Below are 15,457 nucleotides of genomic sequence, written 5' to 3' on the forward strand. Positions count from 1 at the left end.
TATCCCACACTTTCACCCCCGTCTTGCTCGTTTTTTCACATATACATAAAAATGAGTAATTTTTGCCTCATCACATCTTCTTAATTTCAATAAAATTCTAACAAAAATAAATACTTTTATCAAACTGACTTTTTCAACAAAATCACCTATAAAACTGCCTCTTTACACCATTATGAAACAAAAAATATAAATTTTTAACATTTTCTTCACCACTTCTGCATAAAGTGAAACTTTAATCAGTGGGTGTTTTTGTTCCTCTCTACTGATTACCAGGCCACAAATTGCGGAACAAATTCTCCATACAAAAAAGAACTCGCATATAGCGAGTTCTTCCTTTGTTATTCTAATCAAACTTGTACAGGAGCTGGCTTTTCATAACGTAAAACTGGTTTACGTGCAGCCATCGTTTCATCTAAACGTTTAATGACTGTTGTATGCGGTGCTTCTTGTACAACTTCTGGATTTTCTTCTACTTCTTTAGCAATTTGAATCATCTTATCAATGAAACCGTCTAAAGTTTCTTTTGATTCTGTTTCCGTCGGCTCAATCATAATACATTCTTCCACATTTAACGGGAAGTAAATTGTTGGTGGATGGTAACCGAAATCAAGCAGGCGTTTTGCGATATCTAATGTACGTACACCAAGTTTCTTTTGACGACGACCTGATAATACAAACTCATGCTTACAATGTCTATCGAATGGAAGATCATAGAATGGTGCTAATCTTCTCATCATATAGTTCGCATTTAATACCGCATACTCCGTTACTGCACGCAAGCCATCTGGACCCATAGAACGAATGTATGTGTATGCACGAACGTTAATTCCGAAGTTACCGTAGAATGGTTTTACGCGCCCAATTGCTTCTGGACGATCATAGTTAAAGTGATAGCCATTTTCCGTTTTCTCTAAAATTGGTTTTGGTAAGTACGGAATTAAATCAGCTTTCACACCTACTGGACCAGAACCTGGGCCACCGCCGCCGTGAGGACCTGTAAATGTTTTATGAAGGTTTAAATGCACAACGTCAAATCCCATATCTCCTGGGCGCGCTTGGCTTAATACTGCATTTAAGTTTGCACCATCATAGTATAATTTACCGCCTGCATTATGGACGATTTCTGCCATTTCTAAAATATTTTCTTCAAATAAACCTAATGTATTAGGATTTGTTAACATAAGTGCTGCTGTTTCTTCATTTACAACACGTTTTAAATCTTCTAAGTCAACAAGACCATGTTCATTTGATTTTACTGTAATTGTTTCAAAACCAGCTACAGTTGCAGATGCTGGATTCGTTCCGTGAGCAGAGTCAGGAACAATTACTTTCGTACGGTTAAAGTCACCATTTGCTTCATGGTATGCACGAATTAACATTAAGCCTGTCCATTCTCCGTGTGCACCAGCTGCTGGTTGTAATGTAACAGTATCCATACCTGTAATTTCAATTAAATGCTCTTGTAAATCGTACATTAATTCCATTGCACCTTGTACTGTCTTTTCATCTTGCAACGGATGAATATTTGCAAATCCTGCGAAACGAGCTACACTCTCATTAATTTTCGGATTATATTTCATCGTACAAGATCCAAGTGGATAGAAACCAGAATCAACACCGTGGTTACGGTTTGAAAGTGCTGTATAGTGGCGCATAATATCAAGTTCAGATACTTCTGGTAGCTCTGCATCTTCTACTCGAATATAATCGCTCTCAAATACATCTTCTAGTTTCACTTCTTCTACATCTAATTTTGGTAAGCTATATCCTATGCGTCCTTCTTTACTCACTTCAAAGATAAGTGCTTGGTCTTGATTCTTCATTGGATAGCCCCCATTTCGTTTACAAGTGTGTCAATTTCATCTTTTGTACGAAGCTCAGTTACTGCTACAAGCATATGGTTCTCATGCTCTTTATAATCACGGCCTAGGTCGTAACCGCCGATAATATTCTTTTGTAATAATGCATCGTTTACTTCTTTCACTGGGCGCTTGCAATCTACAACGAACTCATTGAAGAATGGTCCAGCAAATGTAACTGTGAAGCCTTTCGCTTCAAATTGACGTTTTGCATATTGTGCTTTAGAAATGTTTTGACGTGCCATTTCTTTCACACCTTGTTTACCAAGTGCTGTCATTGCAACTGATGCTGCTAATGCATTTAACGCTTGGTTTGAACAAATGTTAGACGTCGCTTTGTCACGGCGAATATGCTGTTCACGTGCTTGTAACGTTAATACAAATCCACGTTTACCATCTGAATCTACAGTTTGTCCGACAAGACGCCCTGGAATTTTACGCATGAATGCTTTTGTTGTTGCAAAGTAACCACAGTGTGGTCCACCAAACTGCGTTGGGATACCAAATGGTTGTGCATCACCGATGACAATATCAGCACCAAATTTTCCTGGTGGTGTTAATGCGCCTAATGATAATGGATTTGAAGAAACGATAAATAATGATTTTTGTTGATGAACGATTTTTTCAATATCAGCTAATTTTTCAACTTGTCCGAAGAAGTTTGGATATTGAACGATTACACAAGCAACTGTATCATCTACTTCACTTTGTAATACGTCTAAATCTGTTACACCATCTTTATGATTAATTTCAACAACTTCAAGATGTTGACCTTTTGCATATGTTTCAAGTACAGCTCTTGATTCTGGATGAACTGCGCTAGATACAAGAATTTTCTTTTTACGAGTATGGCCAGCTGCTAGCATTGCCGCTTCAGCTAAAGCTGTACCTCCGTCGTACATAGAAGAGTTTGCTACATCCATTCCTGTTAACTCACAAATCATTGTTTGGAATTCAAAAATTGCTTGTAATTCCCCTTGTGAAATTTCCGGTTGGTATGGCGTGTAAGCTGTATAAAATTCTGAGCGAGAGATAACATGATCTACAATTACTGGAGCATAATGATCGTATATGCCTGCTCCTAGGAAAGAAGCGTATTCTTTTAAGTTCGCATTTTTACTAGCCATTTGAGATAACTCTTTTAAAAGCTCTGGCTCTGATTTTGCTTCTTTAATTTTTAAATCCCCTTTAAAACGAACACTCTCTGGAATATCAGAGAATAACTCATCGATCGTTTGAACGCCGATCGTTTGTAACATTTCTTTTTTGTCTTCTTCTGTCATTGGAAGATAACGATGCAACATGAAATCTACCCCTCTCCCCGTTACTTTGAACGTTTATAAAATGGTGTTGGAACAACTACTGCTTTGACGCGTTTATTACGAATTTCAATTTCTACTTCTGTATCAACTGCTGCGTATTTTACATCAATTAGTGCTAAACCAATGCTTTTCTTTAACGTTGGAGATTGTGTACCACTCGTTACTTCCCCAATTTTTTCTTCTCCAATAAATACAGGGTAATGCGTACGAGGAATTCCACGTTCAATTACTTCGATGCCGACTAACTTACGAGGTGCACCGTTTTCTTTTTGCTCTTTTAACGTTGCTTTTCCAAAGAAGTCTGCTTCTTTATTTGGTTTTACCGCAAAGCCAATTCCAGCTTCAATCGGTGTAATATCTTTTGATAATTCTTGACCGTAAAGTGGTAATGTTGCTTCGAAGCGAAGTGTATCACGAGCACCTAAGCCACATGGTTTTAAGCCTTCTTCTGCTCCAACTTCAAGAAGTTTCTCCCAAAGTTTTGCAGCATCCTCACTCTTACAGTAAATTTCAAATCCATCTTCACCTGTATAACCTGTACGAGATACAAGTGCTGGAATTCCATCTACAAGAATATCGTTTTTAAATTTAAAGAACTTAATTTCTTTCAAATCTTCTGACACAACTTTTTGTAAAATGCCTTCTGCTTTTGGTCCTTGAATTGCAAGCTGTGCAACTTCACTAGAAACATTGACTACTGTCGCATCGCCAATTACGTGGCTAGCTAACCATTCGTAATCTTTCTCGATATTTGATGCGTTGATAACTAATAAATAGTCTTCTTCACCACGTTTGTAGATTAATAAATCATCTACTGTACCACCATTTTCGTAGCACATTGCTGTATATTGTGCGCCCCCTACCTTTAAGGTAGATACGTCATTTGTAACAACACGTTGTAAAAATGCTAAACTATCTACACCTTTTACCTCAACTTCTCCCATGTGAGACACATCGAACAAACCTGCCGCTGTACGTACAGCTTCATGTTCTTCTTTAATGCTTGAAAATTGAACTGGTAACTCCCAACCACCGAAGTCGATTGTTTTCCCACCATACTTCGCGTATACATCAAATAACGGTGTACGTTGTAATGTAATCATGATCTCTCCCCCTTATGCTCTGACAAATCAATAAAAGTTGTTACTCATTTCTAAACATTTTCATTCTAAAAAGATAGGATATACGGAATCTCATTATATTTTTTTATGAAAGCGTAAATAAAAAATCACTTTCTTGGATAAAATACGAAAGATTCCACACATTTCACACCATTATCCTAACATTATTCGCTATATTTCATCAATATTCTAGCATAAAAAATAATTTAGAATTTTTTACGCTTAATCTTATTACATACAGTTTTTAAGATTTAGTCCTTTATCTTTACTTATTGTTTACCTTTCAGTAAGTGTAATAGCGCCTTATTACAAGGCTTATATATTAAAGATTTTTTCATAATTACTTTAGTTTATAAAAGGTGGGAGAGTCGTAATGAATGTCGATATTTCCATAGATCGAACGTGGCAAAACAATTTTTTAAATAGAATTGATGAAGATGGTCCTTGGACAAACTGGGATTTATATCATTTAGCTTATGAAACAGAAAAATCATTACTTGTTCCTACTTTTGATGGATTACAAGCACCGAAACATTTATCCCATTTCACACCACTTCCTCATCAATTAGAAGTCGCTCAAAATGTTATTGAACAAATGAATGGTAAAGCGATTCTAGCAGATGAAGTAGGACTTGGAAAAACGATTGAAGCTGGACTTATTTTAAAAGAATATATGGTCCGCGGCCTTGTGAAAAAAGTACTTATACTCGTTCCAGCCTCTCTCGTATCACAATGGGCATACGAATTAAATACAAAGTTTTTCATTCCAGCTGTAGCTCAAAAGAAAAGCTACTCGTGGGAACAAGCCGATGTGATTGTATCATCAATTGATACTGCAAAACGTTCCCCACATCGTGATATCGTTTTGAACTTAGAATATGACCTTATTATTATCGATGAAGCACATAAACTTAAAAATAATAAAACAAAAAACTATGAATTTGCACAGCGATTAAAAAAGAAATTTTGTTTATTATTAACCGCTACTCCTGTTCAAAATAAGATTGATGAAATCTTCAACCTTGTTTCTTTATTAAAACCAGGACACTTAGGCAATCAATCCAATTTTGAAGAATATTACGCTTCAAAAAATCGTTCAGCCGAATCTGATGAAGATTTAAAAGCTCTTATTAACAAAGTGATGGTCCGAAATCGGCGCCATAATACTGGGATTGATTGGCCAAAGAGACATGTACGTACAATTTTTGTTGAGTTTAATAAAGAAGAGCAAGATTTATATAACAATATTGAAAATTGGCGAGGACAAGATGCATTCACATCAGCTTTCTCATCGTTAACTTTAAAACGGGAAGCGTGTAGTAGTCGCGAGGCCGTTTACTATTCATTAAAAAAACATGTAGAAAAACGACAGAAGGAAAATGAACATTACGTAAAAGATCCGCATATTGATGTGCTAATGGACAAAATTAACCGTATTCCTTTTAACTCAAAAGCAAATAAAGCGCTAGAGCTTATAAAAGAAATTGACGATAAAGTCGTCATTTTCACAGAATACCGAGCGTCACAAATGTACTTACAATGGTTTTTACAACAGCACGGTATTTCTTCTGTCCCATTCCGCGGCGGATTTAAACGGGGAAAGAAAGATTGGATGAAGGAACTTTTCCAAAATCATGCGCAAGTGCTAATCGCAACGGAAGCTGGTGGTGAAGGAATTAACTTACAATTTTGTAACCATATGATCAATTACGATTTACCATGGAACCCAATGCGCCTTGAACAAAGAATCGGACGTATTCACCGCCTTGGTCAAAAGAATGATGTTCATATTTATAACTTAGCTACAAAACACACTGTGGAAGAACATATTTTGAAACTGTTATATGAAAAAATTAATTTATTTGAGCGTGTGATCGGTGAACTTGATGAAATTTTAACGAGAATTAATATGAAAAACATCGACGCACACATTCAAGAAATATTTGCGCAATCAAAAAGCGAAGGAGAAATCCGAATTAAGATGGAAAACTTAACATCTATTATCGACTTTGCGAAGCGAAATGAAGCTGAGGTGCAAGGCTATGCAGCAACATGAAATTCATAATTACTTATACAATTTTTTTGAGGCGAATAACTGTGAAATTTTAGAACGTTCTCCTCATCTATTGGATGTGCAATTAACAATTGAGATGGATAAATTATTAATGAACCGTCCTTTTTATTGGCACTATCTTGAGAAGACAGGAGGCGTACCGAATCCGATGCGCCTTACTCTTATTACAAATCCAGAAAATGAAGAAAACGATGGTGAACTTATTCACTACGGTTCACCACGTCTTCATCAAATTTTTCAAACGACAAAAGAATTAGGCTCTTACATACGCTTATATGAGGAAGTACGGCATAGCGGAGCAACGCATACACCGCTCCATCCGTGGCTCGGTGTAAATATAAAAGTTTCCTATCAATGTGATCGAAAAAAAGATATCCTCCACTCGATTGGCATTCATCTTATTTCTGGCACAATGATTGCAAACTTTCATGAAACATTAACTAAAATTAAACTTACACCGAAAATACCTGACTTTTGTTTTACGCTCTCGCCTATTATTAAACCGCAAAGCGGTTTACAACGTATAGAGGATGCTTTAAAAAATATTATTGCAGAAGATGACCATACGTGGGCGAAAGAAGCAAGAGTGCGCTGGAATCACGATTTGGACCTTTTAAATCGTTTTTATGAAGAAAGTGATGAACTTCCTGAAAGCTATGAAATTGAAAAACAAGCACTGCAAGAACAATATGAACCCCGCATTACAGTACAAATTATTAACGGTGGACTCTTTTATGTTACCGCGAATCATTTTCTAACTTAAAAAGCCCCTTCATTTTTGAAGTGGCCCCCGAAAACGGAACATATATCAAAATACCTAAACCATCTATTCCCTAAATTCTTTAGAGGATAGGTGGTGTAATTTTTCTTTAATTCGCACACAATTGTAGTAATAAATTTATTCTAGCACACTCTTTCGCACAGTTATATTGGATACTTTTATTATCTCTTGCGAGTAGAAACTTCACTTTTCAAATGACCAAAGAAGCTTTACATGACGGCATTATCATGACAATTTCCTCTCCGGGACATGCTGGTGATAATGTCGTTTTCTTTGGTATACGCTTGAAATTTTTTCGCTGTATAAATAGGACATCTTTTACTTTTCGGCCTCTCATTGCTTATTTTAATGTCTTTATCACTAATATCAGTGTTTATGATTCGCTGATGACATAACTAATGATTTCATGATTAAAGGCATCCATGATTGTTCATAAATACAAGGTACGCTCTCCGAGTTAAGAAATTTAAAGAAATAACTAAAAATAAAATAACAATATATATTTCTCATAGGATGGCTTCAACAAAAATTGCAGACCGAATTATAGTTTTTAAACAAGCAGAGATCATTGAAACAGGTACCCGTGATGAACTCATGATCTTAGAAAAGGAATATTATCGATTATATACAATGCAGTCTGATTAGTATAATTCAAAGAAAAATGAAAAATCATTGGTGTAGAAACATTCCTACATCAATGATTTTTCGATTTAACCAGATGAGTTTCTTTTTAATTCTTTATATTTAAAATGTATATCATCCTTAACAAAGTCATCTACATGTCCTTTTATCCCTTTGTATGTACGTGTATTAAGCTTTCCAGTTTTCCATTGTTGGTGTAATTGCTTTAATACTTCCTTTTTCAAAAAAACAATCAATTCTTTTTCATGAATCCCTTGTTCTACGGCAATTTCACCTAATGACTTGCCATTCTGTATAGACTTACTATATTCTTCTTTAGGGATATTTAGGAACTTGTATAATTTTTTATAATTATGTTTATATCGAAAAGTACTATTATCCTCATGTAAAGTCATGTTACTTTTAGCCTCTACAAATACTACGGAAGAAAAGTTCAAACCTAAAAATGCCAAAATTATAATAAAACTTCTTAACATTATATTACCCCTTCCTATTTTTTAGTTCCGCTTATTATTTAACAAATTTTAACAATTTATATCTTTCAAAATACACCCTTATTTTCAGCTATAGACACCATCCTTATACAAAAAAAATAAGAGTAGCCAATGGCTACTCTTACTCACTCACATATTTTTGAAACATATCATGGATGCCTTTATTTACTAGGTTCGAGATCTGCTCGTCAGATTTATTCGGATAACGATCACGCAATCTGATAGATGCCTTCACCATTAAATTTTCTAATACAGAACGGCCGCCTTCTCCATAAATAATTTCAGCATATTCAACAAGCCTTCCATCCTCTACTGTCGCTGGATTATGATTGAAGAAAAATTTACTCATTGCCTCCACCTCTCTCTTTTGATAACGTTTACATTTATATAAATTATTTATGTTATTTATTTCACAATATTGTATGCATGTATATTTAATTAGTTTCATTATAAAGCAACATATCGATAGTAAATATGTGATTTTCCGTCTATTTTGTGAACAAACTAAAAATGAAAGCGTTTCCTTTATTGTATACTAAAAAAACTTACTACGCTAGGGGTATTTTTTTCAATCTACTAAACATATACTTTTTCTTTTTCTTTTTCCACTAAACCTTATACAATTTTCAGAAATTATATTATAAAATATATGTATGACTTAAGGAGGCTGTATATGAATCAAAATAAAAAAGCTATATTAGATCTTGTCTTTTATCTCGTAATCCCATTCCTCATTTGGAAATTTGCAAAACCTTATATCGATCCTTATTACGCAATGTTACTTTCCTCTGTTCCGGGGATTATTTATACACTGTATACCTTTAAAAAAGAAAAACAGTTTAACGTAACAGGGTTCTTTATTTTAATTACACTCATTTCTAATACAACGGTAGATCTATTATCTGGATCAGCTGAACGAATGTTGTGGAACGATGCGTATTATCACATCGTACTCGGTATTATCGTTATATGCACAATTTTTATAAAAAAACCACTTATGTTATATTTCGCAGCAGATATTGCTGCACTGCAAGGCCATGACCGTGATAAAAGTCGTGAACTGTATCGTGATAGTCGTATCTATCCAGCATTGCAATATTTAACGCTCTTTTTCGGTCTACAATTCATATTAAAAAGCTTCTTAAAAATTTATTTCATCTCTGTTTTCGGTGTAGATGGCTACGGTGAAATGAGAGCAATTATGACCGCTGTTGGATGGGGCATTTCCATTTGTATCGGAATTGGATTTGTCTGGGTGAACAATAAAATACATGCCGTTACAGAAGAAAAAGAGTCTATGCAGTAAATGAAAATCCCCTAGTAGTACGATGCTACTAGGGGATTTTCATTTTGCTACACATATTACGAAATCTTTAACTTGATTTTTTTCTTTTATTTTTTACGTTTTGATAAAACAAAGCAGCACTTAGCGGCATAACACCAAACCACTTATTCATAAATGGCTCTTTTTCAGCACGACGTTGTTCTTTCTTTTGTTTACGATCTTCTTTTGGAGCATCCATATACGACACAAACTGCTGTGTCACAAAGCGAACATAATCATTAGTAGACATATTATCATCACCTCTACTTGATTAGTATGTCCACTTTTTTATTCATTAATCTTTTCTTTTAATTCATCCATAATTTGCTTTACAGACTTATTCGTCGTATCGATATGAATATGAGCCTCTTCATAATAAGCTCGGCGCGATTCGAATTTCGTTACAAATGCATCTATATCTTTCTTCTGAAATAGTGGCCGTGTCGTATCTTCACGAAGCCTTTCTGCAATTACATGTGGATCACAATATAAATACACGACAGTTCCATTTTCCTTCATCCACTTGCGGTTTTCCTCTCGCTCAATGATTCCGCCGCCAGTTGTAATGATTACATTTTCAACAGGTAGTGAACGTAACATCTCACTTTCATATTCCCGAAAAGCCATTTCACCTTCTTCGGCAAAAATATCACGAATCTCCTTCTCTTGCTTCTCTTCAATTTTTTGATCTGTATCTATAACATCCATATGAAGTTCTTTACTTAATGCTTTTCCAATTGTTGTTTTCCCAGCTCCCATATAGCCGGTTATGTATATAGATTTCATTTTCGTTCCTCTCAATCGTCATGTATTACTTGTTATTATAACGAAAGATGCTACTTTATTTAATAAAAAAACGTTTTGTTCTTCTTATACACTGAAGAACAAAACGTAACATACTCGCTTTATCTATAAGTACCTCTTCTCACCCACTGTGTTGCAATCCATTTCTCACCTTTCGTTACAGGTGCCCCTCCGTGTAACGTAAGCTCATTTAGTGATTGATCTTGATAGAAATACTCAAAGTATACTGCCATTCCCTTTCTAGGGTGCACAGAAAGATTTAATTTCGGAAAGAAAGTTTCTCCGCCTTCTTCTACATCATTTAAGTACATGACAAGCGTACTAATACGATTATTAGCAGCGGATCTACTATGTTCGGCAAAATAATCATAGTGTGCTTTATATTGTTGATCCACTTCATAATTTAAAATGTGTAATCCTTCTCCATGCGAAACAGGAACATTCATGATAGATGAAATTCGTTTTTCAATCTTCGCAGTAAGTTTATTATCATCTAAAAATGCACCACTACTCGTTCGAATATCATTTACATCACGTGATGAACCAACTTTAGAACGTGCTAATTTATTTTTAGACAATTCAATTAATTCATCACACTCTTCATCACTTAATACATTTCCTAACACGACAATAAGAGGTTCTTCGAATTTTGAAATAATTTGTATTTCCCTATCTTCTGTCATAATTGCATTTCCTTTATGATCAAAAATAGTTTGTTCCTTATTTTCACCTATTTGATTGTTGTTTGTCATTTCCCTATTCTCCCTAAAAATAATGATTGGATAGCATGAATATATCATATTCTTTCTACCTTTCTCTTTTTTGAGAAAATTTAAACTTTTAATTGTTTTATTTATCCATTTCCTTTTAAAAAACAGCCTATTTTCAAATGATAAATCATGGTTTTTTATCCATATATTTCACATACTATCCTTCTATCCAATCGAATATTTTCTCATCTTTTTTTCTATACCGAAAGCTTACTTTATAGAAAACTTCCTGTTTTATTTTGCACTGCAATGAAACGAGAATAACGTCGTTTTCAAATACGTAATTTCCACTCGCTTCGCCCTTTTCATATGAAAAGAAAAAAGTATCTTCCTTTTCTTTTTGCCGTAAGTCTTTTTTTATATTTGTAATAGATTGATTTAGTATTTCCTCCAGTACAAACTTTTGCTCTATTTCAATATAAAATTTTTTATCTATAAGCAACATATTCGTTTCGTATATAAAGAACGAAGTGAATAATATAAGAAAAATGATTGTTCCTGGCATCGTAAATCCATCTTGTTTTATCATACATGTATTCCCATTTCGCTATACCTTATAGCTACACCTTCATATTTTTTCCCGCTCCTATCTTTCACATTGATAAAGAGCAAATGAGGTGTTACTTCATACGAAACCATTTCAACATTTTGTAATATAACTTCTCTTCCGCGCATGTTCACTTTTCTTATAAGGTGATTATTCAATTTTTCATACGTCACTTCATCTCCAGTGCGAAGACGGAAGCGCAACATACTCTCTCTATTTTCAGGAACTATTTTTTCCACAAATGATACTTCACGAAACTCTAACTGTACTTGTCCTACAAACACATCCCATTCCCAATTATTTAACCCTTTTGATTGCTTGTTTTCTATTCCAATAAAGCTTAAACGTGGTAAGAGTAAAAAGAAAAGTGATAACAGAAAAAAACATACGATCATTTCAATTAATGTAAATCCAACTTCTAATTCATTTTTTCTCCCGCATAAAAGCATTGTTCCATCATTTTTCCTTTCACATCTTTCCACATCGCACAAACTTCATTTCCTCCCCAATATGTGTAATATACATTTCCATTTATAACTTTTTCTTTCTGTTGTTTTGCCTCATTCTCATACATATATAAAGCTGCTTCTTTTTTTAATAATACAAATGCCTTATAACGAATTTGTATGTTTTTTCGTTCTTGCATAATCAATACTGTTTGCGGAAGTAGTAAAGATACCATCATCATTACTATACTTAATGCTACAAGCATTTCAGCCATCACTGACCCTTTTTGACATTTCACGATACGTAAATCTCCCTCTTCCAAGCTGGAATACAATCTCATATTTATAACTTCGATACGAAAGTAAAATCGTGCCACCTCTATTAATATTCCCACTCGGATTATATGTCATCGGATTTGGAAAAGTATTCAAATCCAATTGTATATCGCTATCATATTCTCTTTTAATGATAGAATGATCCGTACTCGATTCCCCTATATAATACATATGTCTATCTTTATGCCATCGTAATGTATAGTGTTTTTGACGATTTATGGCTAATTGTTGCATATACAAAATATCATTTGAAAACTGTCTTAAAAATTGTTCAATTTTTTGTTTTTCATATAATGAATGTACATGAAAATACGTGACCACACTTAGTACAGAAATGGCAAATAAAACGAGTAGCATTTCTAAAAGTGTAAAACCTTTTTGCTTCACTGTTTCCCACTTGTTACTGTGCCATCATTGGAAATATGAATCGCTTCACCATTCGGACACTTATCAGCTGTAATATATTTATCATCACTTAACTCTTTTAGTGTAGGAATTTTATTATGTTGTAGTTGGTATACTTGTACTTGTGCTTCTATAGATTTCACATAGGCTTTACATCCTTTTCCTTCAACGGATGAACGCTGCGTAACTACATTAGGAATAATTAATAGTAATAATACAGTTATGACGACCATAACTAATAACATTTCTAAAAGGGTAAACCCTTCCTCATTCTGCATGTAAATGCCTCCTATATAGAATTCATCATTTGAAACATTGGCATAATCATCGCTAAATACATAAGAACGACTATTCCTCCAATACACGTAAATAAAATCGGTTGAATAATCACTAACATACGGTTAATTTTTTGCTCCATCTTTTCCATAATCAGATCACTATAATCACCTAATTCAATCGCCAAATTACCGTTTGCTTGGCCATGTGTAATAATATAAGAAAGTTCTTCCTCATAATATCCACTTTTAGCAATAATAGATTGCAACGATTCTCCTGCAATTAATTGGCGTTCAATTCGACCCGCTTCATATCGAAAAAACGGATGGTATTTTTGTTCCATCATTATTGTTAGAGCCTCAAGTACTGATAGCCCACCGTGTAATAAACCGCTCAATTGAGTAGCGAAATAATGTGAATGCTTTAAAATAAGAAATGTTTTTACGAGGGGGATACGAAGCATAATTTTTACCTGCTTCATATGTGGGAGTTTCCGAAAGTAAAATATATATAAACTACAGCCAATTGTAACGATAAAAATAGTGCTAAAAATAAGATAAGGTAGTAGCTTAATTGCACTTAAAATTTGCTCTGTAAATAACGGTGCTGTAGAACCAAATGAACTATATACCATGTCAACTTGTGGTAATAAAATGCGGTTAAAAATCAAAATCATGATTATTAAAAAGAACGCCAAAAACATAGGATACTGCATTATTTTCATCATATCTTTCCTATACTTATCCTTTTTATAAAGAAGTGCACTCCCTTGTTGCAACGCAAAAGAAATATCACCATGTTGCTCGGCATAAAATAAATAGCTTAACATCTCCTGATGAAACTTTAATTGATGAAAAGAATCGTGTAGACTTTTTCCATTTTTTAATCCATCAATCATGCGCTGCAATTGTACTTTCTTTTCTAAAGGTAATTGAAACCGTAAAAATTCTAATGCCTGCAAAAGAGAGTATCCTTTTTCTAATAGTTCTCCTAATCGTTTCAGTAATATTACTTGATCACTTAAACTCCATATTTTCTTAAACATAAACATCCTCTTCTAAAAATCCTAAAGCGTATCCTTTTCGCAACGAAGACTCTAATGTCTCATGCTTGTACGTGACACATTCCCCGTTTGCTTCTTTAATCGCTTGTTTTAACTCATATCCATATAACAACTCATAAATACTCGCTTGCCTTACTTGCCTCATTGATTTACATACAGTTGAGCACTTTCTTTTACAAAACGGACACTTCAATTCAACAAGTCGCTGTGCAGCTATAGCCAATAAAGATTGTTCAATCTCTTGCCTTGTTATGCCAAAGTCCATAAACCGAAGTATTGCTCCTTTCGCATCATTCGTATGCAGTGTCGTCATTACTAAATGGCCAGTCAAACTTGCTCTTATAGCGATTTTTGCTGTTTCTTCATCACGAATTTCACCCACTAAAATAACATCTGGATCATGACGCAAAATAGCCTTTAGTCCCGCCTCATATGTGATACCTGCTTTTTCATTTATTTGAATTTGTAATACATCGTCATTTCTTTTTTCAACTGGATCTTCCAGTGTAACGATGCGGCGTGTTTTCTTTTTTCTAATTACCTCTAATAATGCATACATTGTTGTTGTCTTCCCCGATCCAGTCGGTCCAGTAAATACGAGTAACCCATGGGAATAATGTAAAAAAGAAAGTAGTTTCTTCGCTGTACTTGGAAATAACGAAAGATGAGATAACGGCTGAATAGATGCTTGTAAATGAAGACGAATAACGAGACTTTCTTGATATACAGTTGGAAGCGTGGAAAGACGTAAATACACTTCCTGTCCATCCATTTGTAAATACAGTGAACCATTTTGTGGCTTCCGCCTCTCCCCTATATCCATGGATGCTAAAAATTTAAAGTGTGAAACAAGTTTTTCTCCAAATTCCTTTTCAATGTATTGTTTCGTCATTAAATCTTTCCCTATGCGCAGTTGAATCACTACATCCTTCTTCCGGGGCACAATATGTAAATCCGAAGCTTGTACCCTACACGCCTCTTTCAAAATCGTATTCGCAAAGCTTTCAATTCCATTCATCATTTTTCCCTCCCCACTATGTATATAGCATGAAGAAATCCATCTGAAAAATCGGTATTTTTGCATTTTCACTAGATAAAAAAGGAAAAATATGTTTGTGAAATTATGAACAATTTCCGAATTATTGTCTAAAATTACCTATACCCATGTTTATCTGTATTATAATGTTATTATC

19 protein-coding genes and 1 pseudogene are annotated in these 15,457 nt (G+C 34.3%); 4 read left to right on the plus strand and 16 right to left on the minus strand.

Annotated features, from left to right (window positions below; all coding sequences use genetic code 11):
- Positions 1–347: 347 nt before the first annotated feature.
- The 3 genes from gcvPB to gcvT are packed head-to-tail and all read right to left on the minus strand — an operon-like array spanning position 348 to position 4,284.
- Positions 348–1,823 carry an aminomethyl-transferring glycine dehydrogenase subunit 2 gene (gcvPB, locus tag PDQ40_RS12005; protein WP_000795699.1) on the minus strand — a complete coding sequence of 492 codons (1,476 nt, stop codon included), beginning with the start codon at positions 1,821–1,823 and terminating at the stop codon, positions 348–350.
- Positions 1,820–3,163: an aminomethyl-transferring glycine dehydrogenase subunit 1 gene (gene gcvPA, locus PDQ40_RS12010; protein WP_270691432.1), complete on the minus strand. Its 1,344-nt coding sequence runs from the start codon at positions 3,161–3,163 to the stop codon at positions 1,820–1,822. The genes gcvPB and gcvPA overlap by 4 nt, the downstream gene beginning before the upstream one ends.
- A gap of 20 nt (positions 3,164–3,183) precedes the next feature.
- Positions 3,184–4,284 carry a glycine cleavage system aminomethyltransferase GcvT gene (gene gcvT, locus PDQ40_RS12015; RefSeq protein WP_000631771.1) on the minus strand — a complete coding sequence of 367 codons (1,101 nt, stop codon included), beginning with the start codon at positions 4,282–4,284 and terminating at the stop codon, positions 3,184–3,186.
- Between the two features lie 391 nt (positions 4,285–4,675).
- Between gcvT and PDQ40_RS12020 the strand changes: the two genes are divergently transcribed.
- The gene (locus PDQ40_RS12020) at positions 4,676–6,358 is read left to right on the plus strand and encodes a DEAD/DEAH box helicase (protein ID WP_270691433.1); all 1,683 of its coding nucleotides are present in this window, start codon (positions 4,676–4,678) and stop codon (positions 6,356–6,358) included.
- Positions 6,345–7,139: a YqhG family protein gene (locus PDQ40_RS12025; RefSeq protein ID WP_001183969.1), complete on the plus strand. Its 795-nt coding sequence runs from the start codon at positions 6,345–6,347 to the stop codon at positions 7,137–7,139. Before PDQ40_RS12020 ends, PDQ40_RS12025 begins: the two co-directional genes overlap by 14 nt.
- 63 nt (positions 7,140–7,202) lie before the next feature.
- Here PDQ40_RS12025 and PDQ40_RS28205 read toward each other — a convergent pair.
- The 3 genes and pseudogenes from PDQ40_RS28205 to PDQ40_RS12040 all read right to left on the minus strand — a co-directional run.
- Positions 7,203–7,417 (minus strand): annotated as a pseudogene (locus PDQ40_RS28205) (IS3 family transposase); the annotation flags it as partial.
- Positions 7,418–7,867: 450 nt separating this feature from the next.
- Positions 7,868–8,275, minus strand: a complete 408-nt coding sequence (locus PDQ40_RS12035) for a hypothetical protein (protein ID WP_270691434.1) — start codon at positions 8,273–8,275, stop codon at positions 7,868–7,870.
- A 139-nt stretch (positions 8,276–8,414) separates the two neighbouring features.
- A complete protein-coding gene (locus PDQ40_RS12040) occupies positions 8,415–8,642 on the minus strand; it encodes a hypothetical protein (protein ID WP_000032699.1) in 228 nt (75 codons plus the stop codon).
- A 73-nt stretch (positions 8,643–8,715) separates the two neighbouring features.
- Between PDQ40_RS12040 and PDQ40_RS12045 the strand changes: the two genes are divergently transcribed.
- Both PDQ40_RS12045 and PDQ40_RS12050 read left to right on the plus strand, forming a co-directional pair.
- Positions 8,716–8,832 (plus strand): GTP pyrophosphokinase, encoded by a 117-nt coding sequence (locus PDQ40_RS12045; RefSeq protein ID WP_071727059.1) that lies wholly within the window; start codon positions 8,716–8,718, stop codon positions 8,830–8,832.
- Positions 8,833–8,966: 134 nt separating this feature from the next.
- Positions 8,967–9,599 (plus strand): VC0807 family protein, encoded by a 633-nt coding sequence (locus PDQ40_RS12050; protein WP_001073109.1) that lies wholly within the window; start codon positions 8,967–8,969, stop codon positions 9,597–9,599.
- 67 nt (positions 9,600–9,666) lie between these two features.
- On the opposite strand, the gene PDQ40_RS12055 is transcribed toward PDQ40_RS12050, so the two are convergent.
- The 10 genes from PDQ40_RS12055 to comGA all read right to left on the minus strand — a co-directional run bounded on the left by PDQ40_RS12055 (position 9,667) and on the right by comGA (position 15,282).
- Positions 9,667–9,867: a YqzE family protein gene (locus PDQ40_RS12055; RefSeq protein WP_000106079.1), complete on the minus strand. Its 201-nt coding sequence runs from the start codon at positions 9,865–9,867 to the stop codon at positions 9,667–9,669.
- Positions 9,868–9,905: 38 nt separating this feature from the next.
- Entirely contained in the window at positions 9,906–10,403 is a 498-nt protein-coding gene (gene aroK, locus PDQ40_RS12060) for a shikimate kinase AroK (protein ID WP_000836626.1), read from the minus strand.
- Between the two features lie 119 nt (positions 10,404–10,522).
- On the minus strand, positions 10,523–11,173 hold the full coding sequence (locus PDQ40_RS12065) for a 2OG-Fe(II) oxygenase (protein WP_270691435.1): 651 nt from the start codon (positions 11,171–11,173) through the stop codon (positions 10,523–10,525).
- Positions 11,174–11,348: 175 nt separating this feature from the next.
- Positions 11,349–11,720 carry a competence type IV pilus minor pilin ComGG gene (gene comGG, locus PDQ40_RS12070; protein ID WP_061132205.1) on the minus strand — a complete coding sequence of 124 codons (372 nt, stop codon included), beginning with the start codon at positions 11,718–11,720 and terminating at the stop codon, positions 11,349–11,351.
- Positions 11,717–12,187, minus strand: a complete 471-nt coding sequence (gene comGF / locus PDQ40_RS12075) for a competence type IV pilus minor pilin ComGF (protein ID WP_000923058.1) — start codon at positions 12,185–12,187, stop codon at positions 11,717–11,719. Before comGF ends, comGG begins: the two co-directional genes overlap by 4 nt.
- Positions 12,157–12,459 (minus strand): competence type IV pilus minor pilin ComGE, encoded by a 303-nt coding sequence (comGE, locus tag PDQ40_RS12080; RefSeq protein WP_000829518.1) that lies wholly within the window; start codon positions 12,457–12,459, stop codon positions 12,157–12,159. Before comGE ends, comGF begins: the two co-directional genes overlap by 31 nt.
- Positions 12,452–12,907: a comG operon protein ComGD gene (gene comGD, locus PDQ40_RS12085; protein WP_000810398.1), complete on the minus strand. Its 456-nt coding sequence runs from the start codon at positions 12,905–12,907 to the stop codon at positions 12,452–12,454. Before comGD ends, comGE begins: the two co-directional genes overlap by 8 nt.
- Entirely contained in the window at positions 12,904–13,203 is a 300-nt protein-coding gene (gene comGC / locus PDQ40_RS12090; protein ID WP_001178695.1) for a comG operon protein ComGC, read from the minus strand. The genes comGD and comGC overlap by 4 nt, the downstream gene beginning before the upstream one ends.
- An 11-nt stretch (positions 13,204–13,214) precedes the next feature.
- Positions 13,215–14,246, minus strand: coding sequence for a comG operon protein ComGB (gene comGB / locus PDQ40_RS12095; protein ID WP_046197830.1), 1,032 nt, complete (start codon positions 14,244–14,246; stop codon positions 13,215–13,217).
- Positions 14,239–15,282 (minus strand): competence protein ComGA, encoded by a 1,044-nt coding sequence (gene comGA, locus PDQ40_RS12100; protein WP_001013206.1) that lies wholly within the window; start codon positions 15,280–15,282, stop codon positions 14,239–14,241. Before comGA ends, comGB begins: the two co-directional genes overlap by 8 nt.
- Positions 15,283–15,457 lie beyond the last annotated feature (175 nt).

Source organism: Bacillus cereus group sp. Bc061 (genome assembly GCF_027715825.1).
In the GTDB taxonomy this organism is placed as follows: domain Bacteria; phylum Bacillota; class Bacilli; order Bacillales; family Bacillaceae_G; genus Bacillus_A; species Bacillus_A paranthracis.

Coding starts and splice junctions, on each gene's coding strand:
- gcvT (WP_000631771.1), bottom strand. CDS start 4,284: ATGATTACATTACAACGTACACCGTTATTTGATGTATACGCGAAGTAT.
- comGE (WP_000829518.1), bottom strand. CDS start 12,459: ATGGCTGAAATGCTTGTAGCATTAAGTATAGTAATGATGATGGTATCT.
- PDQ40_RS12045 (WP_071727059.1), top strand. CDS start 8,716: ATGCATGTATATTTAATTAGTTTCATTATAAAGCAACATATCGATAGT.
- comGC (WP_001178695.1), bottom strand. CDS start 13,203: ATGCAGAATGAGGAAGGGTTTACCCTTTTAGAAATGTTATTAGTTATG.
- PDQ40_RS12025 (WP_001183969.1), top strand. CDS start 6,345: ATGCAGCAACATGAAATTCATAATTACTTATACAATTTTTTTGAGGCG.
- gcvPA (WP_270691432.1), bottom strand. CDS start 3,163: ATGTTGCATCGTTATCTTCCAATGACAGAAGAAGACAAAAAAGAAATG.
- comGB (WP_046197830.1), bottom strand. CDS start 14,246: ATGTTTAAGAAAATATGGAGTTTAAGTGATCAAGTAATATTACTGAAA.
- PDQ40_RS12020 (WP_270691433.1), top strand. CDS start 4,676: ATGAATGTCGATATTTCCATAGATCGAACGTGGCAAAACAATTTTTTA.
- comGA (WP_001013206.1), bottom strand. CDS start 15,282: ATGAATGGAATTGAAAGCTTTGCGAATACGATTTTGAAAGAGGCGTGT.
- PDQ40_RS12055 (WP_000106079.1), bottom strand. CDS start 9,867: ATGTCTACTAATGATTATGTTCGCTTTGTGACACAGCAGTTTGTGTCG.
- PDQ40_RS12050 (WP_001073109.1), top strand. CDS start 8,967: ATGAATCAAAATAAAAAAGCTATATTAGATCTTGTCTTTTATCTCGTA.
- comGF (WP_000923058.1), bottom strand. CDS start 12,187: ATGCTTTTATGCGGGAGAAAAAATGAATTAGAAGTTGGATTTACATTA.
- gcvPB (WP_000795699.1), bottom strand. CDS start 1,823: ATGAAGAATCAAGACCAAGCACTTATCTTTGAAGTGAGTAAAGAAGGA.
- aroK (WP_000836626.1), bottom strand. CDS start 10,403: ATGAAATCTATATACATAACCGGCTATATGGGAGCTGGGAAAACAACA.
- PDQ40_RS12065 (WP_270691435.1), bottom strand. CDS start 11,173: ATGACAAACAACAATCAAATAGGTGAAAATAAGGAACAAACTATTTTT.
- comGG (WP_061132205.1), bottom strand. CDS start 11,720: ATGATAAAACAAGATGGATTTACGATGCCAGGAACAATCATTTTTCTT.
- PDQ40_RS12035 (WP_270691434.1), bottom strand. CDS start 8,275: ATGTTAAGAAGTTTTATTATAATTTTGGCATTTTTAGGTTTGAACTTT.
- PDQ40_RS12040 (WP_000032699.1), bottom strand. CDS start 8,642: ATGAGTAAATTTTTCTTCAATCATAATCCAGCGACAGTAGAGGATGGA.